Annotated in this window: 20 protein-coding genes; all 20 read left to right on the top strand. The window is 63.2% G+C overall.

Annotation, left to right across the window (positions count from 1 at the left end; genetic code table 11):
* The first annotated feature begins 83 nt into the window (after window positions 1-83).
* Window positions 84-992, top strand: coding sequence for a flagellin N-terminal helical domain-containing protein (locus ATB98_RS16055; RefSeq protein ID WP_066875380.1), 909 nt, complete (start codon window positions 84-86; stop codon window positions 990-992).
* A 247-nt stretch (window positions 993-1,239) separates the two neighbouring features.
* On the top strand, window positions 1,240-2,160 hold the full coding sequence (locus ATB98_RS16050; RefSeq protein ID WP_066875379.1) for a flagellin N-terminal helical domain-containing protein: 921 nt from the start codon (window positions 1,240-1,242) through the stop codon (window positions 2,158-2,160).
* A gap of 280 nt (window positions 2,161-2,440) precedes the next feature.
* Entirely contained in the window at window positions 2,441-3,376 is a 936-nt protein-coding gene (locus tag ATB98_RS16045; RefSeq protein ID WP_066875377.1) for a flagellin N-terminal helical domain-containing protein, read from the top strand.
* A gap of 351 nt (window positions 3,377-3,727) precedes the next feature.
* Entirely contained in the window at window positions 3,728-4,693 is a 966-nt protein-coding gene (locus ATB98_RS16040) for a flagellin N-terminal helical domain-containing protein (protein WP_066875375.1), read from the top strand.
* A gap of 543 nt (window positions 4,694-5,236) precedes the next feature.
* A complete protein-coding gene (locus ATB98_RS16035) occupies window positions 5,237-5,890 on the top strand; it encodes a hypothetical protein (RefSeq protein ID WP_066875373.1) in 654 nt (217 codons plus the stop codon).
* A complete protein-coding gene (locus ATB98_RS16030; protein ID WP_066875371.1) occupies window positions 5,887-7,092 on the top strand; it encodes a MotB family protein in 1,206 nt (401 codons plus the stop codon). The genes ATB98_RS16035 and ATB98_RS16030 overlap by 4 nt, the downstream gene beginning before the upstream one ends.
* Window positions 7,093-7,097: 5 nt before the next feature.
* Window positions 7,098-8,402, top strand: coding sequence for a chemotaxis protein MotC (motC, locus tag ATB98_RS16025; RefSeq protein ID WP_066875369.1), 1,305 nt, complete (start codon window positions 7,098-7,100; stop codon window positions 8,400-8,402).
* The gene (locus ATB98_RS16020) at window positions 8,399-9,814 is read left to right on the top strand and encodes a flagellar hook-length control protein FliK (protein WP_066875367.1); all 1,416 of its coding nucleotides are present in this window, start codon (window positions 8,399-8,401) and stop codon (window positions 9,812-9,814) included. Before motC ends, ATB98_RS16020 begins: the two co-directional genes overlap by 4 nt.
* On the top strand, window positions 9,753-10,316 hold the full coding sequence (locus tag ATB98_RS16015; protein ID WP_153435863.1) for a transglycosylase SLT domain-containing protein: 564 nt from the start codon (window positions 9,753-9,755) through the stop codon (window positions 10,314-10,316). Before ATB98_RS16020 ends, ATB98_RS16015 begins: the two co-directional genes overlap by 62 nt.
* Window positions 10,317-10,587: 271 nt before the next feature.
* On the top strand, window positions 10,588-11,259 hold the full coding sequence (gene rem / locus ATB98_RS16010) for a transcriptional activator Rem (protein WP_066875364.1): 672 nt from the start codon (window positions 10,588-10,590) through the stop codon (window positions 11,257-11,259).
* Between the two features lie 91 nt (window positions 11,260-11,350).
* Entirely contained in the window at window positions 11,351-12,565 is a 1,215-nt protein-coding gene (locus ATB98_RS16005; RefSeq protein WP_066875362.1) for a flagellar hook protein FlgE, read from the top strand.
* A gap of 21 nt (window positions 12,566-12,586) precedes the next feature.
* The gene (flgK, locus tag ATB98_RS16000) at window positions 12,587-14,005 is read left to right on the top strand and encodes a flagellar hook-associated protein FlgK (protein WP_066875360.1); all 1,419 of its coding nucleotides are present in this window, start codon (window positions 12,587-12,589) and stop codon (window positions 14,003-14,005) included.
* A gap of 2 nt (window positions 14,006-14,007) precedes the next feature.
* Window positions 14,008-15,060 (top strand): flagellar hook-associated family protein, encoded by a 1,053-nt coding sequence (locus tag ATB98_RS15995; protein ID WP_066875358.1) that lies wholly within the window; start codon window positions 14,008-14,010, stop codon window positions 15,058-15,060.
* A 37-nt stretch (window positions 15,061-15,097) separates the two neighbouring features.
* Complete coding sequence (flaF, locus tag ATB98_RS15990; protein WP_066875356.1) at window positions 15,098-15,445, top strand: flagellar biosynthesis regulator FlaF; 348 nt, start codon at window positions 15,098-15,100, stop codon at window positions 15,443-15,445.
* Entirely contained in the window at window positions 15,442-15,891 is a 450-nt protein-coding gene (flbT, locus tag ATB98_RS15985) for a flagellar biosynthesis repressor FlbT (protein WP_066875354.1), read from the top strand. Before flaF ends, flbT begins: the two co-directional genes overlap by 4 nt.
* Window positions 15,882-16,301 carry a flagellar hook assembly protein FlgD gene (flgD, locus tag ATB98_RS15980; protein ID WP_066875352.1) on the top strand — a complete coding sequence of 140 codons (420 nt, stop codon included), beginning with the start codon at window positions 15,882-15,884 and terminating at the stop codon, window positions 16,299-16,301. The genes flbT and flgD overlap by 10 nt, the downstream gene beginning before the upstream one ends.
* 7 nt (window positions 16,302-16,308) lie before the next feature.
* Window positions 16,309-16,575: a flagellar biosynthetic protein FliQ gene (locus ATB98_RS15975; protein ID WP_066875350.1), complete on the top strand. Its 267-nt coding sequence runs from the start codon at window positions 16,309-16,311 to the stop codon at window positions 16,573-16,575.
* A 123-nt stretch (window positions 16,576-16,698) separates the two neighbouring features.
* Window positions 16,699-18,786, top strand: coding sequence for a flagellar biosynthesis protein FlhA (gene flhA / locus ATB98_RS15970; protein WP_066875348.1), 2,088 nt, complete (start codon window positions 16,699-16,701; stop codon window positions 18,784-18,786).
* The gene (gene fliR / locus ATB98_RS15965; protein WP_066875346.1) at window positions 18,783-19,535 is read left to right on the top strand and encodes a flagellar biosynthetic protein FliR; all 753 of its coding nucleotides are present in this window, start codon (window positions 18,783-18,785) and stop codon (window positions 19,533-19,535) included. The genes flhA and fliR overlap by 4 nt, the downstream gene beginning before the upstream one ends.
* A gap of 18 nt (window positions 19,536-19,553) precedes the next feature.
* Window positions 19,554-19,967, top strand: coding sequence for a hypothetical protein (locus ATB98_RS15960; protein ID WP_066875344.1), 414 nt, complete (start codon window positions 19,554-19,556; stop codon window positions 19,965-19,967).
* The last annotated feature ends 44 nt before the right edge of the window (window positions 19,968-20,011 follow it).

Raw genomic sequence — 20,011 nt, 5'->3', positions numbered from 1 at the left:
GTGGCATGATGCCGGGCCGTCGTGACCGGTAAGGTTTTCAACCCGGTATGTCCCCCAATCAGTATTTCGTAGGGACAACGAATATGGCTAGCATTCTCACCAACACCTCCGCTATGGCGGCACTCTCGACGCTACGCTCCATCTCCTCCTCGATGGAAGATACGCAGAACCGGATTTCCACCGGCATGCGCGTCGGCTCGGCTTCCGACAACGCCGCCTACTGGTCGATCGCGACGACCATGCGCTCCGACAATGCCGCTCTTTCCTCGGTAACCGACGCACTCGGCATGGGCGCCGCCAAGGTTGACACCGCCTATTCCGGTATGGAAGCGGCTATCGACGTCGTCACGGAAATCAAGGCCAAGATCGTCGCCGCGACGGAAGAAGGCGTCGACGCTGCCAAGGTTCAGGAAGAAATCGATCAGCTTCAGGACCAGCTCCTGAGCATCGCCGAATCCGCGTCCTTCAACGGCGAAAACTGGATTGCCGGCGAGGCTGGCACCAAGACGGTCGTTACCGGCTTCGTCCGGGCTTCGGATGGTACGGTGTCGGTCAAGACGTCCGATTACACTTTGACGGACGCCGCCGACGGTACGCTTCTCTTCGCTGACGATGGCTCGGGCGGTCTCGACACTGGCACCGGCATCCTCGGCACCGCGGGCACGAACGGCAATACGGTCTATGGCCTCGATATTTCCTCCATGGATGCCACCGCGCTCGGCAACGCTCTCTCCGACGTTGAAGACGCGCTTACCGCAATGACCAGCGCGGCATCGTCCCTCGGCTCCATGTCGACCCGCATCGACCTGCAGTCGGACTTCGTCGCCGAACTCAGCGACTCGATCGAGGCCGGCATCGGTCGTCTGGTCGACGCCGACATGAACGAGGAATCGACGCGCCTGAAGGCCCTGCAGACGCAGCAGCAGCTCGCCATCCAGGCGCTCTCGATCGCCAACTCCGACTCGCAGAACATCCTGTCGCTCTTCCGCTAATCGGCGAAACGGCACGGAGGCTGACCGTGCCGCAACGCTGGAAAAGGCCGCGACCGTATTCGGTCGCGGCTTTTCGCATTTTTTTGTCCGCTTCAACATTCCTTAACCATATTGCTGTTTCCTAACACCATCGAACTGGCGGGTTAACCAATAATATCAATTGGTTAGCAGGCATGACGCTGACCGTCGCTTCCCGGTGAACTCCGGAATGTCCCTTCTTAATCAGCCACTAAGGGGCACCCACAACATGACAAGCATTCTCACCAACATCGCAGCCATGTCCGCACTCGAAACCCTGCGGTCGATCGGCAACAACATGGAAACGACCCAGGGCCGCGTTTCTTCCGGCCTGCGCGTCGGCGAAGCTTCGGACAACGCCGCTTACTGGTCGATTGCAACCACGATGCGTTCCGACAACATGGCGCTTTCCGCCGTCCAGGACGCGCTCGGCCTCGGCGCCGCCAAGGTCGACACGGCCTATGCCGGCATGGAATCGGCCATCGAGGTCGTGAAGGAAATCAAGGCCAAGGTCGTTACCGCAACGGAAGAAGGCGTCGACAAGGCCAAGGTCCAGGAAGAAATCGATCAGCTCCAGGAGCAGCTTCTGTCGATCGCCGAATCCGCTTCGTTCAGCGGCGAGAACTGGATCGGCGGCATTGCCGGCAACACCGTGACCGTTGTCTCGGGCTTCGTGCGCGCCTCTGATAGCACCGTCTCCGTCAAGACGACGAGCTATGCGCTGGTCGACGGCGTAACCGGCGGCAACCTCCTGTTCAGCGATGACGGCTCCGGCGCCCTCGACACCACGACCGGAATCCTCGGCACCGGCGGCGCTTCGGCTGGTGCTTATGCCGTCTACTCGCTGGACATCAGCGGTCTGGCGACGGCGAACATGAACGACGTGCTCTCGGACGTCGACGATGCGCTCTCGGCCATGACCAGCGCCGCCGCCGAGCTCGGTTCGATCTCCATGCGCATCGGCCTGCAGGAAGATTTCGTCGCGAAGCTGTCGGACTCGATCGACTCCGGCGTCGGCCGTCTCGTCGATGCCGACATGAACGAGGAATCGACCCGCCTCAAGGCCCTGCAGACGCAGCAGCAGCTCGCCGTTCAGTCGCTGTCGATCGCCAACAGCAATTCGGAAAACGTTCTCCAGCTCTTCCGTTAATCGGCAGCGCACCACAAGCTCGGGGGCGGATATCCGCCGCGCTGAAGCCGCACCTTGCGAAAGGTGCGGCTTTCGCGTTTTGGCAAGGAATCGTTAGGTTTTCTTAAATTCATTAACGTCGGTTTATCTTTTGTTAACCATAGTCGCGTTAGCTGGCCGCATCGAAACGATGAGTTAACCAAGGTGACCAGCGGGTTAACAGGCATGACGCCGCTCATCGTTGCCGGCGGCGATCCGGTATGTCCCTTCATCACATGCTTATCCAAGGGGCACCTAGACTATGACCAGCATCTTGACGAACACGGCGGCAATGGCTGCGCTCCAGACTCTCCGTTCGATCGACGACAGCATGGAGACGACCCAGGCCCGAGTTTCATCAGGGCTGCGCGTCGGCGAGGCTGCGGACAACGCCGCCTATTGGTCGATTGCGACCACCATGCGCTCGGACAATATGGCGCTATCCGCCGTTCAGGACGCCCTCGGTCTCGGTGCCGCCAAGGTCGACACGTCCTATGCCGCGATGGAAAGCGCCATCGAAGTCGTCAAGGAAATCAAGGCCAAGGTCGTAGCCGCTACGGAAGAGGGCGTCGACAAGAGCAAGATCCAGGAAGAGATCGACCAGCTTCAGGAACAGTTGATGTCGATCGCCGAATCGGCCTCGTTCAGTGGCGAGAATTGGGTCGCTGGCGACGCGGTCGCGAAAAGCGTCGTCTCGGGCTTCGTGCGGGCGTCCGACGGCACCGTTTCGGTGAAGACGACCACCTACACCTTGGATGACACGGCGACCGGCAACCTGCTGTTCGGCGGCGATGGCGCCGGCGGGATCGATGACACCACCGGGGTGCTCGGGACGGACGGGACCTTCACGACCGCGCCCGCTGCATCGGTTTACACGCTCGACATCACCGTGTTCGCTGACCCGGATATTGCGACGAACATGGCCGAATCGCTGACCCTGGTTGAGAGCGCCCTGCAGGCGATGACCAGCGCTGCCTCCGCGCTCGGGTCGATCTCCATGCGCATCGGCCTGCAGGAGGAGTTTGTCGCGGCGCTGACCGACTCGATCGACTCCGGTATCGGCCGTCTCGTCGATGCCGACATGAACGAGGAATCGACCCGCCTCAAGGCCCTGCAGACGCAGCAGCAGCTCGCCGTCCAGTCGCTGTCGATCGCCAACACCAATTCGGAAAACATCCTCCAGCTCTTCCGTCAGTAGCAGGTCAGGCAGCCTTCCCGGGCTGCGTCTCCCCGCAATCGTTATCGTTATCGCCCGAAGGCCGCGCAGCTCCTGCGCGGCCTTCGGTGCTTTTGCGCCCAGGTAACGCACGCATCTCATGCCTGCGCCGCCGGAGGCGAGATAATCCGCCAAGGCTTTACTTTGTGTTTATCAATCTTAACAGGCCGTTAACCGTATTAACCATTTGTTAACCATTTACGGTTAACGAATGGTTAAGAACCGATGGTCTGTCCACTCAGGGCAAACAAGTGGCAGTGCGCATGACGCCTTACCATCGTTGCCGGTCGCCTCCGGAATGTTTTCGATTCTCATCAGACAGAGCGACAACCGATGACCAGCATCCTGACGAACGCTGCCGCCATGGCTGCACTGCAGACCCTGCGCGCGATTACCCGAAATATGGATGAAACCCAGAGCCGCGTTTCCTCCGGCTACCGTGTCGAAACCGCTGCCGACAATGCCGCCTACTGGTCCATTGCGACGACCATGCGATCGGACAATACGGCGCTTTCCACCGTTCAGGATGCGCTGGGCCTGGGCGCGGCAAAGGTCGATACCGCCTATGCCGCGATGGATGCCGTCATCGATCTCATGAGCGAGATCAAGGCCAAGCTGGTCGCGGCCCGGGAGCCCGGCGTCGACAAGGACAAGATCGACAAGGAGCTGGAACAGCTCAAGGATCAGCTGGTGTCGGCCGCGCAATCGGCGTCCTTCTCGGGCGAGAACTGGCTTTATAACGACGCTTCCGCGGCCGTCGGAATGAAATCGGTCGTCGCCTCGTTCAACCGCAGCGCCGACGGCAGCGTGTCGGTGACGACGCTCGACTACGACACCTCCGCATCCATTCTGGTGGATGTGCAGGACGAGAGCCGCGGCATGCTCACCAAGGCCGTGGACGCGGATGCGCTGACGTCGAGCCCGACGGGCACGGCCCGCGAATATTATCTCATCGATGCCGGCAGCCCGCCGGCCGGCGCGACGGAGATCGCGCTCGACGACACAACCGCCGACAGCGACCTGGACGACATGATCAGCGTGGTCGACGACCTGATCAGTCAATTGACCGACTCCGCCTCCACTCTCGGTGCCATCACCAGCCGCATCGAAATGCAGGAGGGCTTCGTCGCCAACCTGATGGACGTGATCGACAAGGGTGTCGGTCGCCTCGTCGATGCGGACATGAACGAGGAATCGACCCGGCTCAAGGCGTTGCAGACCCAGCAGCAGCTCGGCATCCAGTCATTGTCGATCGCCAACACCAACTCCGAGAACATTCTCCGCCTGTTCCAGGAATAAGGGTTCCGCCCGCTTCGACGGGCGCGAACATCCGGCCTCGACCCTGAAAAAAGAACGAAACAGGGCCTCGAGCGCTTCTTCCGCCGTGCCGCCGGTCATCGGCATTGGCGGAGGCTGGTTGGACCGCGCTATTGCCCTGGCGCGGTCCAACACCTTCATTTTCGCACAAGTTTGACCGGCTAGCCTCCCTTGGCGGTCTCGCTGCATGCTTCCTTGAATCCTAGCCGGTTTGAAGGATGAAAACATGCAGCGAATCAAAGTGCTCCGGCGACCTTTGCGCGTCCGATAAGACGCGCGGCGCCGTAGTCCGACTGCCGGCCGAGATGGTTTCGGCCGCCGCCTGCACCGCTGTCCGGAGGGGTCTCCCCTTTCGCGGACCGCTGCAGAATCGAGAATGCTGGTCCTGGCGCTGTCTCGGGCGTTCCGGGCCGAAGGAGACATTTAAGACGTGTCAGGCTCTATGGATTTGCGGGCCATGAGGCAGGCTTTGCCGGCGGGGCAGGGGGTATCGACGCGGATCGCGCGCAAGGTGGAGGCGTGCCGATGAGCGCGTCGCTTTCCCGTTATCTGAAGGATTTCAGCGCCCCGAAGATCGAGCTCACGCGGATGCCGCCGCCGCCGAAGTATTTTGCGGATATCGATGTCGATCTGACCGATGCCGACCGAGCCGTGAAACCCGCCATGCCGGAAATCGACGTCGAAGCCGAACGCCGGCGGGCCTTCGCCGAGGGTCGCGCCGAGGCCGGCGCCGAACTCGCTTTCGAGCACCAGAGGGAGATCGCCGAACTGAAGGCGCGTCACGCCGAGGAACTCGAAGCGCTGACGCGCCGCCTGGAGGAAGAGGTCGCCCGGAAGCTCGCCGAGGGCTTCGGCGCCATGACCGAACGGCTGGCGCTCGCGATCGGCGATCAGGCGGCGCGCGTGCTGGCGCCGGTCCTGGACGAGGCGCTGCGCAGGGAGGCGATCGAGAACCTGGCCGCGATGCTCCGGCAGGGGCTCGCCGAAGGCGAGGGCCTCGCGATAACGGTGCGCGGGCCGCTTGCGCTTTTCGAAGCCCTGCAGGCGCGATTGCCCGAGACGACCGTGTTCCGCCACGTCGAAAGCGGCGATGTCGATCTCACCGTCGAAATGGGTGAGACCATCCTGGTCACCCGGTTGGCGGCGTGGTCCGATACTGTCCGGAAGGTTCTGGCATGAGTGACGAAAGTCATCACAACGGAAAGAATGAGATCATCATCGTCCGGCGCTCGGGCGACGGCCACGATGGTCACCACGGCGGCTCGTGGAAGATCGCCTATGCCGACTTCATGACCGCGATGATGGCATTCTTCCTCGTCATGTGGCTGATCAACGCCGCCAATGAGGAGACGAAGGCGGCGATCGCGGCCTATTTCAATCCGGTGCAGCTCACCGATCAGAAGCCCTCGGAAAAGGGCCTCAAGGATCCCGCCAAGGACGCCCAGGGCGAAGAGACGCAGCAGCGGTCGAAGGTCGATGGCGAGCAGACGAAGTCCGGCGGCTCCGCCAAGTCGGGCGATCAACTGACGGCGACTTCGGGCGAGGAAACCAAGTATTCCGATGCCGACTTCTTCGAGAATCCCTATTCGGTCCTGTCCGAGATCGCCCGGGAAGTCGGCCATGAGGCGAATATCAGCGTCAAGGGCGACGGCGGGGCCGCGCAGTCGGGCCCGGCGACGGGCGCCGCCGGCGGCGAGGCCTATCGCGACCCGTTCGATCCGGATTTCTGGACCAAGCAGGTCGAAGTGAAGGATGCCGGCAACACGGTCGAGAGCGATGTGGCGCTCGCGGCGAATGACGCGGGCGGAGCCACCGCGGAGCAGAAGCCGGCCGAAGGCGCCACACCGGCGAAGGCCGAAGCCGAACCCGCAAAGGGCGCGGATGCGGGCGCGAGCGGCAACGGGGCGAAGGACCGGCAGAAGGACGCCGATGCCCTGAAGGCCGAGATTGAAAAGGAAGTCGCGGGGAAGGCGGGGCGGCTTCTCGAGGGACTGGTCGTGACGCCCGCCGAAGGCGGACTCCTGCTCACGATCAGCGAGCAGACGGATCAGTCGATGTTCGCGGTCGGCTCCGCCGTCCCGCAGAAGGAACTGGTGCTCGCCATGGAAAAGATCGGCCGGCTCCTGGCCGAGCGCCAGGGCGCGGTCGTGGTGCGTGGCCACACGGACGGGCGCCCCTTCAAGGACGGCACCTATGACAACTGGCGCCTGTCGGCGGCGCGCGCCCAGAGCGCCTATTACATGCTCGTCCGCGGCGGCCTCAAGGAAGAACGGGTGCAGCAGATCAGCGGCTTTGCGGATCGGCGCCTGCAGGTGCCGGGCGATCCTTACGCGCCGGCCAACCGGCGGATCGAAATCCTGTTGCAGTCGGGGCAGGGCTGAACGAGATGTTGAAGCGGCTCGGCGCCATTCTTGCGACAACGGCCCTGACGGTTGCCTTTGCGGTGGGTGTCGCCCGCGCGAACGGGCCGGAAGAGCTCGCGCCTTTCAAGATGATAAGGTCGCTGCAATTCGTCCAGGATTCGGTGGTGCTCGGTGACCATTCGGCGATCGAGATGCAGCGCTTCATGCTCGGCGCGATCGACGAGCGGCTGCGGGCGGCCGATCCGGCGGCCTTCCGCGATCCCCGCAACGTCGACGCCGCCCTCGTCTACGTCATGAGCGGCGGCAATCCCGATACGCTCGACTACCTCGTCGGCCGCGACATCGAAGGCAATTTCGATTCCCGCGTGACCGACGCTCTCAGGCAGTACCTGAACGGCAAGGGTCCGCTGATCGTCGAGAACCTCTCCAAGGCCGCGCCGGAATACAAGAACGCGCGCATCGGCCCCTATCTTTTTCTCATTCTCGGCAATGCCACGTCGCAGCAGGATCCCGTCGCCGCGATGAGATACTACGACTGGGCGCGGCTGACGGCGCCGGGCACCATCATCGAGGAGGCAGCGCTTCGCCGCTCGGTGTACCTCGCGGTGCGCGCCAACGACCCGGACAAAGGCTTTCGCTACGCGCTGAACTATGCGCGGCGCTATCTGACCTCGCCTTACGCGAGCCAGTTCGCCGACGTCTTCGTCGAGCTCGCGGTCGCGCATTTCGACGCGGCGGCCGAAGAGAGGGTGTCCGAGGTCCTGGCCTTCATGGACCGGTCGCGCCAGCGCGAAGTCTATCTGCGCGTCGCGCGGCGTGCCGCGATCGGCGGCAACCAGACGCTGGCGCGTCTCGCCTCGAAGCGGGCCGAAGAACTGGCGGACGACGGCGGCGCGCAATCGCAGGTGCTGGCGAGCTTCTACGAGGGGCTTGCCGCCGTGCCCTCAGCGGACGTCTTCTCCGCGACGAAGACGATCAGCGCCATTCCCGACGAGGATCTCTCGCCGCGCGATCGCGCACTGCGCGAAGCGGCGAAAGCGGTCGCCGAAGAGGTTGTGCGGCCCCCGGCCGATGAAAGCTCCGCGCAAGCGCCCGGTTCTATACCGGAAGAACCCGCCGGGGAGTCGAGCCATGCGGAGGCCGAGGAGACCGGAAGCGGCATGAGCCCCTTCGGCCAGGCCGTCGAGACGCCGCCGGCAACGGACGATGGCGGCGCGATTTCCGCCGACGTGGCGCAATCCGGCGATCCGGCTCTCGATGGTTTTCTCGCCAGCGGGCGCTCCAAGATCGAGGAGATCGATGCGCTCCTGAAGGAGGAGGGACAATGAGGCCTCTTGACGAGAGTTTGCGCATGCCGGCCGCCGCCGTCACGGGCAGGCCGGCTGCGCGCCAGGGCGGCCGCGACCAGGCCGACACCGCGCCCGGCGCCTTCGAGGAGGCGATCGCGGATGCCGGTCGCCCGAAGGCGCAGGGAAAAGGCGGCGAGCAAGCGCCGCCGCCGGCACGCGCCATCGGCGATCGCCAACCGAGCGTCGGCACCGGCAATCTGATCACGACGGCTGCCAATGCCACGGCCAAGGACGAGACGCCCTTGCCCGACGGGGCGAGAGCGCCCGGCGAGGGCGCGGCGAAACGGCCGCAACAGGCGCCGTCGATCGCCGAGGTGCAGGTCTCTTCGAAGGGCGACCAGAGGAGCGGTGAGCGCGAGCTAGGAGATCCGGCGGCTTCCGCCACGCGCGCGTGGCGCGGAAAAATGCAGGCCGACGCCGGCTCCGCCGAGGAGGTGACGACCGCCGACATGCCCGATGGCGACACCGGTTCCCACGAGCCGGGAAGCGGTACGGTCGCCGACCTCCTGACGATGCTCGGGAGCGGCGTGGCGGCGACCACCGTGGCGACGCAGCCGGAGGGCAAGGCAGGACCGGCGGAGGGCGATCACGCGCGTTCCCTGAGGTCGGTGACGAATGCGGGCGGTAGGGCTGAAGACGACGAGCCTCTGTTGCAGGCCGAGAAGCCCGTCGACGATGGTGGGGCGGACCGGCTCTTCCGCTTCGCCCGCGCTGATGGCAAGGGGCAGGCCGTTTCCATGAGCATCTCGCAGGATGGCGAGAAGGTGACGGTCGATAATGTGAATTCGCCGGGTGGCTCCAAGGCCGAAACCGTCAGTGTCCTCGAGGCGCGGCGCTACCTTGGGGTGGCGATGACCGCGAATGCGGCGTCGGTGACGGGTGCGATCGCCGCCGATGGCGAATGGGCCGCCGCCCTGCAATCGACGGCCGCCACGGCGCAGCCCGAGGCCTGGAGCCAGGCCGGCAAGACGCTCAATACGCTGAAGATCCAGATGCATCCGATCGATCTCGGCACCGTAACGGCAACGCTGAGGCTCAAGGACGACGAGCTTCAGGTCGACCTGAAAGTCGAAACCGGCGAGGCCTTCCGCCAGTTGCGCGACGATCAGAGCGAGATGGTGAAGGCGCTCCGCGCCCAGGGATTCGCCGTCGACCAGGTGAACATCGTCTTCAACGCGGGGGGGGACGGTGCGAGTGCGAACGGTTCGCAGCAGCAGGCCCAGACGCCGTTCGGTAATGACGGCCGCGGGCCGGCGGGCAACGAGGGCGGCGAGCGGCGGCAAAGGCAGGAAGGCGGCCAGGTTGCGACGGAAAGGTGGGCGGGCAATGATGGAATGGATGACGCGGCGACTGGTGCCGAGCGCGGTCGCGCTGGCGACGTCTACATGTAGCGCCTTTGCAAGCGCCGGCGTCTGCGAGCGTGAGATCGTTACCGCGGCGGCCAGATACGGCATCCCCACCGGCATCCTCTATTCCGTCGGATTGACCGAGACGGGGCGCAAGGGGTCGCTGCAGCCCTATGCGATGAACATCGAGGGCAAGGCCTATTTCGGGACGAGCGTTGCGGACGTCCTGGCGCGCTTCAGCGCGGCCCGGGCGCAGGGCGCCAAGCTCATCGATCTCGGCTGCATGCAGATCAACTACCATTTCCACGGCGAGCATTTCAGCTCTCCGGAGGAAATGCTTGATCCGCGCAAGAATGTCGATTATGCCGCGCGCTTCCTCGCCAATCTGCGCTCCAGGCATGAGAGCTGGACGATGGCGGTGGCGCGCTATCATGCCGGTCCCAACAACGATCCGGCGCAGAAGAAATATGTCTGCCGCGTCATCGCGAACCTGGTCGCGACCGGCTACGGCAAGTGGACGCCGAACGCCACGCAGTTCTGTCAATAATCAATCGTCAGTTGTATCGGCGCGGTCGCGTCGCATTGTGGCAACAATGCGGGTAGATTGTGACTGCAAGCGATTTCGTCATGGAGCGTTAACTTTTCCACACGATATTAGTGTCATGATTAACGGCCACCTACTAGATATAGATCAAATCGGCACGCAATCCTTAATCAACTATTAAAATGTCCCATTAACTTCCTCTAATTGTCCATGAATCATACGATTCGTACCTCTGTCTCAACGAGGCAACCCATATTGATTCGGAGGCGGACGAATGATCGTGGTGGTTGATGAGAGAGAGCTGGTAAAGGACGGCTACGCGTCCCTGTTCGGGCGCGAGGGCATTCCCTCGACGGGTTTTGATCCGAGGGAGTTCGGCGAGTGGGTGAGCACCGCCGCCGATTCCGACATCGAGGCGGTAGAGGCGTTCCTGATCGGGCAAGGCGAGAGCGCATTCAGCCTGCCGCGCGCGATCCGCGACCGCTCGGAGGCGCCGGTCATCGCCATGAGCGATACGCCCTCCCTCGAAAACACGCTCGCCCTCTTCGACTGCGGCGTCGACGACGTGGTGCGCAAGCCGGTGCATCCGAGGGAAATCCTCGCCCGCGTCGCCGCGATCCGCCGGCGGCTGAAGGCGATCGCCAATTACACCGACATCGGGCCCATTCGCGTCTTCGCCGACGGTCGCGATCCGGAGATCAACGGCGAGGTTTTTGCCCTGCCGCGCCGCGAGCGGCGCATCCTCGAATATCTCGTCGCCAACCGCGGCCGCCGGGTCTCCAAGGCGCAGATCTTCAACGCGATCTACGGCATCTTCGACGAAGACGTGGAAGAGAACGTCGTCGAAAGCCACATCAGCAAGCTGCGCAAGAAGCTGCGCAAGAAGCTCGGCTTCGACCCGATCGATTCCAAGCGTTTCCTTGGCTACTGCATCGACTGGAATTGAGCGCGTGAGGACCGGACGCCGGGCAGTCCAAGACAGGTTCACGCAAGGCCCGGCTCCTAGTGTCGCTGCAACAAGGAAATGAGGATCGGAAATGAGTCTCTACGGTACCATGAGAACGGGCGTGTCCGGCATGAACGCCCAGGCCAACCGCCTGAGCACGGTGGCTGAGAACATCGCAAACTCCAGCACGGTCGGCTACAAGCGCGCATCGACCGAGTTCTCATCGATGATCCTGCCGTCGAGCAGCGGTTCCTACAATTCCGGCGGCGTCCAGACCCAGGTCCGCTACAGCATTTCCGACCAGGGGGCGACCACCTACACGACGTCGGCAAGCGACCTTGCCATCAGCGGCGGCGGGTTCTTCATCGTCCAGGGCGCCGATGGCCAGGAATACCTGACACGCGCCGGGGCTTTCGTCGAGGACGACCAGGGCAACCTCGTCAATACGGCCGGGTTCACCCTGATGGGATACGAATACGAGGCCGGCGCCGACCCGACGGTCGTCGTCAACGGCTTCGACGGACTGACCGAGGTCAATCTCGCATCGGAGGGCCTGACGGCGACTGGTTCGACCACGGGGGCAATGGGCGCGAACCTCCCTTCCGGCGCCTCGAACGGCGACGTTAAGACGACTTCGCTCATCGTATACGACAGCCAGGGCAACACCCGCATCCTCGACTTCAACTACACCAAGGTTGCCGACAACCAGTGGGAACTCGAAATCATCGACCGGACGTCGAGCACTTCCCTCGGCACCGCGACGCTGGATTTCGATGAAGATGGCGTCCTGACTACGTCGCCGGCAAACCTGACTTTGGACGGTACCGCGATCAGCCCAATTGCGGGGACGGGCGCCATACTCAACGATATCGTCATCGACTTCTCGGAGACGACGCAGCTCGGCACGGCCTTCACGCCCGATGGCGGCAAGATCGACGGCAACGCCCCGAGCAAGGTGTCCGGCTATCAGATCGACACGGACGGCATCGTCTACATAAAATATGCCAATGGCGATCTCGAGCCGCGCTATCGCATCGCTCTCGCGGATGTTCAAAGCCCCGACAAGCTGATCCCGGAATCCGGCAACGTCTACTCGCAGGGCGTCGATTCCGGCGTCATCATCACGGGATTTGCCGGCTCCGGCAGCTTCGGCACCATTCTCTCCGGCGCGCTTGAAAGCTCGAATGTCGATATCGCCGACGAGCTGACCTCGATGATCGAGTCGCAGCGCAATTACACCGCGAACTCCAAGGTCTTCCAGACCGGTTCCGAGTTGCTCGAAGTTCTCGTGAACCTGAAGCGGTAATCCCCAAGAAACGGTCCCGGCATGTCGCTGTCTTCTGCAATCTCCATTGCGCAATCCGCTTTCAGTACCACGGCGGTTCAAACCGCCACCGTGTCGAAGAACATTGCGAATGCGGGCAATGCGGACTACTCCCGGCGCATGGCGATGCTCGGGACCACTCCCGGGGGCGCCCAGGTCGCATCGATCTACCGGGCGCAAAACGAGGCGCTGCTCAAGCAGAACCTGCTCAGCATTTCGCAGTCTTCCGCGCAGTCGAGCCTGCTTTCCGGCCTGGAGATCCTGAAATCCGCGCTCGGCGGCAATGACTACGAGACGTCGCCGTCGACTTACCTTTCGGCCTTTCACGACAGCCTGCAGACCTTCGCCTCGACACCGGGCAACTCGACGATCGCCGCGACCGTCGTGTCGGACGCCTCGGATCTCGCCAAGTCGATCAGCAGCACCGCGGCCGCCGTGCAGGACCTCCGGCTCGACACCGACAAGCAGATCGCCGAGGAAGTCGCCAATCTGAACGCGCTGCTCGCGAGTTTCGAGACGGCGAACAATGCGGTCAAGCAGGCGACGGCCGCCGGCACGGACGCAACCGCGGCGCTCGACGACCGCGACAGCCTGTTGAAGCAGATCGCGGAGCTCGTCGGCATCTCGACCGTGACGCGGGCCGACAACGACACGGTGATCTATACGGCCGACGGCACGGTGCTTTTCGAGACGCAGCCGCGGCAGGTCACCTTCACGCCGACGACGGCCTATGACGCGACCGTCACCGGCAGCGCCATCTTCATCGACGCCGTGCCGCTTGCCGCCGGCAGCGGCGCGGATACCACGGCGCAGGGAAAGCTTGCGAGCCTCGTGCAACTGCGCGACGAGGTCGCCCCGACGTTCCAGTCCCAGCTGGACGAGATGGCGCGCGGCCTGGTCAGCCTGTTCCAGGAAGGCGGCGCCCCGGGTCTCTTCACCTGGACGGACGGAACCGTTCCCGCGGACGGCACGATCGAGCCCGGCATCGCCGCCTCGCTCGCGGTCAATCCGGCCGCGCAGGCCGATCCGTTTCTGCTGCGCGACGGCGGCTTCAACGGCGTGGTGGCCAACACCGATGGCGACGCGGGCTTCACCGACCTGCTCGACGGCTTCATCACCGCGATGGACGAGGACATGACCTTCGACGCCGCGGCCGGGCTCGACGGCACGAGCTCGATCATGGAATTCGCCGCCTCGTCGATCGGCTGGTTCGAGCAGTTGCGCAGCGGCGCCTCCACCGCGGACGACAACAAGACGGCGCTTCTGGCGCGGACGGAAGAGGCGCTCGGCAAGGTGACCGGGGTGAGCATCGACGAAGAGCTCTCGCTGCTCCTCGATCTGGAGCAGTCCTACAAGGCCTCGGCCAAATTGATCAGCACCGTCGACGCCATGATGGCGTCGCTTCTGGAAGCCGTGAGGTAATCATGAAGACATCCTTCGTTTCGAACCTGGCCGTGCAGAATGCCATGCGCCTGACCATCCAGCAGGGTCAGGCGGAACTTCTGAAGCTCGAGACGGAAGTCTCGACGGGCCGGTTCGCGGATGTCGGCGTTGAACTCGGCTCCTCGACGTCGCGCTCGGTCAACCTGCGGCGGGAGCTGGCGCGGCTCGAAACCCTGGTCGACACGAATTCGATCGTCACCCAGAGGCTCTCGGCCTCGCAGGAGGCTCTCTCCCAGATGGCCGAGGCGGCCGAGCAGGTGCGCGACACGCTGGTGACCTTCAAGGGCAATGATGCCGCCGACCAGCTGTCCATCCAGAAGATGGAAATCGAGAGCGCCATGTCGCTCTTCACCTCGGCGGCGAACCTCTCCTTCAATGGGGAATTCCTCTTTGCCGGCATCAACACCGACGTGAAGCCCTTCGAGGACTACAGTGCCGCGGGGTCGGCGGCGAAGGCGACCTTCGATGCCGAGCTTGCGAACTACATGTCGGCAAACGGCATTGCTTCCATGAGCGACTTCACCGTCGCCCAGATGGAAGACTTCATCACCAATACGCTCGAGCCGCTCTATGCGGATGATACCCAATGGGCGGCGGATTGGTCCCAGGCCTCCAGCCAGAACATGACCAGCCGCATCAGCACGACCGAAGTGGTGCAAAGCTCGACGAATGCGACGACCGACGGCTTCCGCAAGTTTGCCCTCGCCAGCGTGATCGCCTCGGAACTCATGGACCAGGACGTGAGCTCCGAAGTGCGCACCTATATCGGCGAAGCGGCGCTCGGCTATGTGGAGGAAGGCAACACCAGCATCACCGCCGAGCGCAGCACGCTCGGCATTTCGGAGGCCCGCGTCGAGAAGGCGAACACGTCGCTCGAGGTCCAGATCAAGCTGATCAACACCCATATCACCGACCTCGAGGGCATCGACACCTACGAGGCCTCGACCCGGATGAACACGCTGCTGACGCAGGTGGAGACGTCCTACACGCTGACGGCGCGGATCCAGCAGTTGAGTTTGATAGACTTCCTCTAATGACTAGGGGACGAAGACAAGCATGAGGGATGTCTGAATGTATCAGTTTGCTTACGCCGAGATCATGGAGGGAGGCGTAGCCGTTTCCAAGGATCGGGAGCGGCAGGTGCTCGATCGTTCCATCGCGCTCCTCGAAGCGGCGAAGGAAAAGAGCGGCTATTCGCGCGAGGCGATCGAGGCGGTCTACTTCACCCGGCGTCTCTGGATCCGCTTCATCGATGACCTGCGCGCGCCCGACAACCAGCTCAACGAGGAACTGCGCGCCAATCTGATCTCGATCGGCATCTGGATTCTGAACGAGACGGAGAAGATCCGCAAACGCGAGTCTTCCAACTTCCAGGGCATCATAGACATCACCACCATCATCAGGGATGGACTGAAATGAAGAGCACACTGCGTATCTCGCTGAAATCGGGCGAAAGGATCTTTGTAAATGGCGCGGTGCTTCGCGTTGACCGCAAGGTCGCCATCGAATTCCTGAACGATGTCACCTTCCTCCTGGAAAACCACGTCCTGCAACCGGAAGACGCAACGACGCCGCTCAGGCAGCTCTACTTCATTGCCCAGATGATCCTGATCAATCCGGAAGGCGCCGAGCAATCGACGGCGATGTTCCGCAAGTCGATCGTCATGCTGCTCACCTGCTTCAAGAACGAGGAAGTGCTGGCGGAACTGAAGCGCATCGACGGCCTCGTCACCCAGGGCCGTGCCTTCGAGGCGCTGAAGGCGATCCGCGCGCTTTATCCGATCGAGGATCGCATCCTCAATGCTCAGGAAATCGCGCCGGCGACGGTGGAACAGATTCGCAAGGAAATAGCGCCATGGCGGTAAGCGGCGTCAACACGACTTCGAGCAATACCACGTCGTCGACGGCGACGACCACAAGCGCGACGAGCGACGCGAGCGCCGCCACGCTGAACTACGAGAGCTTCCTGAAGCTCTTGGTCGCGCAGATGAAGAACCAGGATCCGACCGAGCCGATGGACGCGACGCAGCAGATCGCGCAGCTTGCGACCTTTTCGCAGGTCGAGCAGACCATCAAGACCAACAAGAATCTCGAAAGCCTGCTTCAGCGCACCTCGCTCTCCGAGGCCGACGCGGTGATCGGCAAGACGGTCACCAGTGAGGACGGCAAGACGACTGGCGTGGTCAAGGAGGTCAAACTATACTCCGATGGAATCATTGCCGTGCTCGATACGGGCAAGGAGCTCGTCATCGGTCCCGGCGTAAAGGTGAAGTGATAGTCCCATGAATGAGGCGGACGCCCTCGATATCGTGCAGGCCGCGATTTGGACCGTGATCGTGGCCTCGGGCCCCGCCGTCCTGGCGGCCATGGTCGTTGGCGTCGCCATCGCCTTCATTCAGGCGCTGACCCAGGTTCAGGAAATGACGCTGACCTTCGTCCCGAAGATTCTCGCCGTGATGATCACGGCAGCGATCTCGGCACCTTTCGTCGGCGCGCAGATTTCCATCTTCACCGACATCGTCTTCTCGCGGATCCAGTCCGGATTCTGAGGCGGGCGGGCACCCCCCTCTGCCATACCACCTTCGCGCAAGCTTGGGTCTTTAGTTCTTCCGCTATAGCTTGGGCAGCATGCGCGTCGTGCTGCCCGCCTCTCATGAAGAGACGGAAGAGACATGGCACAACAGGCAGCGCTGACCATCCCGAAACTCGCACCCAAGAGCCGGGACATCGGCTTCGCCCTCGGGATCGTCATGATCCTGTCGATCCTGTTCCTGCCCATTCCGGCCTTCCTGATCGATCTCGGGCTTGCCTTCTCCATCTCCTTCTCGGTTCTGATCCTGATGGTCGCGCTCTGGATCCAGCGGCCGCTCGAATTCTCGTCCTTCCCGACGATCCTGCTGATCTCGACCATGACGCGGCTGGCGCTGAACATCGCCACCACGCGCGTCATCCTCTCGCACGGCCATGAGGGGCATGGCGCCGCCGGCGGCGTCATCTCCGGCTTTGCGAGCCTGGTCATGTCCGGGGATTTCGTGATCGGCCTGATCGTCTTCCTGATCCTGATCACGGTGAATTTCATCGTCATCACCAAGGGCGCCACCCGCATCGCCGAAGTCGGCGCCCGCTTCACCCTCGACGCGATCCCCGGCAAGCAGATGTCGATCGACGCCGATCTCTCGGCCGGGCTGATCGACGAGAAGGAGGCGCAGCGCCGCCGCCGCGAACTCGAAGAGGAAAGCTCCTTCTACGGCGCGATGGACGGTGCGTCGAAATTCGTTCGCGGTGACGCGATCGCCGGCCTGATCATCACGGCGATCAACGTCTTCGGCGGCATCATCATCGGCTATCTGCGTCACGGCATGCCGATCGGCGAGGCGGCCGACGTCTTTGTCAAGCTTTCCGTCGGCGACGGCCTCGTCTCGCAGATCCCGGCGTTGATCGTCTCGCTCGCGGCGGGCCTGCTCGTTTCGCGCGGCGGCACCGCCGGTTCCACCGACCAGGCGGTCGTCGGTCAGCTCAGCGGCTATCCGCGGGCGCTGATGGTGGCGGCCGGCCTCATCATCCTGCTCTCGGTCATGCCGGGCCTGCCGTTCATTCCCTTTGCCGCGCTTGGCGGCGGCATGGCCTTCCTCGGCTGGCTCATTCCTCGCCAGCTCGAGGCGGCGAATGCGGAGAAGCGGGCCGAGGAGGCGATGAAGGCGCAGCAGACCAAGGAGAGCGACAAGGACTCCGTCAAGTCCGTCCTGAAGACGGCGGAGATCGAACTCCTCCTCGGCAAGCAGGTCTCGACGCGGCTGCTCGGCGCCCACCAGGAGCTTGCCTTCCGCGTCGGCAAGATGCGCCGCAAATTCGCCCTGCAATACGGTCTCGTCGTTCCGGAGATCAAGGTATCGGACGATATCACCATCCCCGACAAGGCCTACCAGGTCCGTATCCACGGCACGACGATCGCCTCCAACACGGTGCGCGTCGGCGAGGTGCTGGTCGTCACCGGCGGCGCCCGCCGCCCGAGCGTGCCCGGCGACGATATCCGCGAGCCCGCCTTCGGCATGCCGGCCGTCTCGATCCTCGAGACCTTCACGGAAGACCTGAAGCGCGAAGGCTTCCACCCGATCGACAATGTCTCGGTCGTCCTGACGCACCTGAGCGAAGTGATCCGCAACAACCTGCCGCAGCTTCTGTCCTACAAGGACGTGAAGGTGCTTATCGAGCGGCTCGACCCCGAATACCGCAAGCTCGCGGACGAGATCTGTACTTCGCACATGTCCTATTCCGGCCTGCAGGCGGTGCTCAAGCTGTTGCTTGCCGAGCGGGTCTCGATCCGCAACCTGCACCTGATCCTCGAGGCCGTGGCTGAACTCGCTCCGCATGTGCGCAAGACGGAGCAGATCGTCGAGCACGTGCGCGTGCGCATGTCGCAGCAGCTCTGCGGCGACCTCGCCGACAACGGGGTGCTCCGCGTTCTGCGGCTCGGCAACAAGTGGGACATGGTCTTCCATCAGGCGCTGAAGCGCGACGCCAAGGGCGAGATCGTCGAATTCGACATCGACCCGCGCCACCTCGAAGAGTTCACCGAGCAGGCGACGAAGGTTATCCGTGAACATCTCGACCGTGGCATGCCCTTCGTGCTGGTAAGTTCGCCCGAATCCCGCTCTTATGTCCGCATGATCATCGAACGCCTCTTCGCCACACTCCCGGTGCTCTCCCATGTCGAGCTTGCCAAGGGACTGGAGATCAAGATCATCGGCTCGATCTCATGATCAGCGACCCCGAGGGCACGGTGCTGGCGCTGTTTGCGGCCTTCTGCCGGATCGGCGGCTGCATCATGGTGATGCCGGGCTTTTCGGCCGCGCGTGTTCCCCTGCAGGTGAGACTGTTCATCGCCGTCGCGATCTCGATGGCGATCCTGCCGGTCATGTGGACCGACATCTATCCGGAGGTGACGGGCAAGGGCCACACCTACATCTATCTCGTCGCGGCCGAGACGGTCGTCGGCGTCATCATCGGCCTCGTCGCCCGCTACTACGTGCTCGGCCTGCAGTTTGCCGGGACGGCGATAACCATGCTGATCGGCTTCAATCCGCCGCCGGCGGCGGACGTGCTCGAGGACACGACGGAAAACCAGCTCACCAGCATGATCAGTTTCGCCGGCCTCTTGCTTCTCTTCATGCTGGACTTCCACCATGTGATGATCGAGGCGATCGCCCAGTCCTACCGGGTGATGCCGATCGGCACCGGCTTCGATCCGCAGGGCATGCTGATCACGCTCACCAATTCGCTCGGGCAGACCTTCATGGTCATGCTCAGGCTCGCGAGCCCCTTCCTGATCTACGGCCTGTTGTTCAACGTGGCGATCGGCATGGTGAACAAGCTGGCGCCGCAGATCCCAATCTACTTCATTTCCCAACCCTATCTCATCATGGGCGGTCTGTTCCTGCTCTATCTCGGCATTGCCGCCATGCTGCACCTCTTCGCCGACGGCTTCGCGCCGGTGATGCAGGGCGGCTAGAACAGCGAATCGGAGCCGATGAAGACCCGGTCGGAAAAACTGAAACGCCTGGTCGCCGTCCAGCGGCATCTGGAGCAGATGGCCGAGAGCGAACTCGCCGAGATCGCCCGCCAGCGCACGACGCTTGCCGAAACGATCGATGTCGTCGTCGACGCGATGGGGTCCGGCCATCCGATGCATCGCATGTTTTCGGGCCACTACGCCTCCCAGCTCGGGCGGCTCGTGCAGAAGGACCAGATGCTGCTCGGCATCCAGGAGGTGCATGAATCGCGGATGCTGAAGGAGCGTGCCAAAGGCGATCGCCTGGAAGAGAGCATGAAGGACGCGCGCCTGGAGGAGGAGCGCGAGGCGGCGGACAATTCGATCCTCGACCTGATCGATCAGCATGTCTCGGCCGGACCGCCAGCTTCCCGTAAGGTTGACGGGCGATAGTGGGGTGATACGGGCCCCCTGCCGAAGGGTGGAGGCCCGGCTCC

The sequence above is a fragment of the Sinorhizobium saheli genome, assembly GCF_001651875.1.
In the GTDB taxonomy this organism is placed as follows: Bacteria; Pseudomonadota; Alphaproteobacteria; order Rhizobiales; family Rhizobiaceae; genus Sinorhizobium; species Sinorhizobium saheli.
Note: the sequence above shows the minus strand (reverse complement) of the source record. Positions and strands in the feature narration are given on the sequence as shown.

Bases quoted from the DNA above. Each gene is read 5' to 3' on its own strand.
- ATB98_RS16055 (WP_066875380.1), top strand. From the start codon at position 84: ATGGCTAGCATTCTCACCAACACCTCCGCTATGGCGGCACTCTCGACG.
- ATB98_RS16045 (WP_066875377.1), top strand. From the start codon at position 2,441: ATGACCAGCATCTTGACGAACACGGCGGCAATGGCTGCGCTCCAGACT.
- ATB98_RS16050 (WP_066875379.1), top strand. From the start codon at position 1,240: ATGACAAGCATTCTCACCAACATCGCAGCCATGTCCGCACTCGAAACC.
- flgK (WP_066875360.1), top strand. From the start codon at position 12,587: ATGTCGCTGTCTTCTGCAATCTCCATTGCGCAATCCGCTTTCAGTACC.
- ATB98_RS15995 (WP_066875358.1), top strand. From the start codon at position 14,008: ATGAAGACATCCTTCGTTTCGAACCTGGCCGTGCAGAATGCCATGCGC.
- ATB98_RS15975 (WP_066875350.1), top strand. From the start codon at position 16,309: ATGAATGAGGCGGACGCCCTCGATATCGTGCAGGCCGCGATTTGGACC.
- ATB98_RS15960 (WP_066875344.1), top strand. From the start codon at position 19,554: ATGAAGACCCGGTCGGAAAAACTGAAACGCCTGGTCGCCGTCCAGCGG.
- flaF (WP_066875356.1), top strand. From the start codon at position 15,098: ATGTATCAGTTTGCTTACGCCGAGATCATGGAGGGAGGCGTAGCCGTT.
- flgD (WP_066875352.1), top strand. From the start codon at position 15,882: ATGGCGGTAAGCGGCGTCAACACGACTTCGAGCAATACCACGTCGTCG.
- ATB98_RS16040 (WP_066875375.1), top strand. From the start codon at position 3,728: ATGACCAGCATCCTGACGAACGCTGCCGCCATGGCTGCACTGCAGACC.
- flhA (WP_066875348.1), top strand. From the start codon at position 16,699: ATGGCACAACAGGCAGCGCTGACCATCCCGAAACTCGCACCCAAGAGC.
- motC (WP_066875369.1), top strand. From the start codon at position 7,098: ATGTTGAAGCGGCTCGGCGCCATTCTTGCGACAACGGCCCTGACGGTT.
- ATB98_RS16015 (WP_153435863.1), top strand. From the start codon at position 9,753: ATGGAATGGATGACGCGGCGACTGGTGCCGAGCGCGGTCGCGCTGGCG.
- flbT (WP_066875354.1), top strand. From the start codon at position 15,442: ATGAAGAGCACACTGCGTATCTCGCTGAAATCGGGCGAAAGGATCTTT.
- rem (WP_066875364.1), top strand. From the start codon at position 10,588: ATGATCGTGGTGGTTGATGAGAGAGAGCTGGTAAAGGACGGCTACGCG.
- fliR (WP_066875346.1), top strand. From the start codon at position 18,783: ATGATCAGCGACCCCGAGGGCACGGTGCTGGCGCTGTTTGCGGCCTTC.
- ATB98_RS16005 (WP_066875362.1), top strand. From the start codon at position 11,351: ATGAGTCTCTACGGTACCATGAGAACGGGCGTGTCCGGCATGAACGCC.
- ATB98_RS16030 (WP_066875371.1), top strand. From the start codon at position 5,887: ATGAGTGACGAAAGTCATCACAACGGAAAGAATGAGATCATCATCGTC.
- ATB98_RS16035 (WP_066875373.1), top strand. From the start codon at position 5,237: ATGAGCGCGTCGCTTTCCCGTTATCTGAAGGATTTCAGCGCCCCGAAG.
- ATB98_RS16020 (WP_066875367.1), top strand. From the start codon at position 8,399: ATGAGGCCTCTTGACGAGAGTTTGCGCATGCCGGCCGCCGCCGTCACG.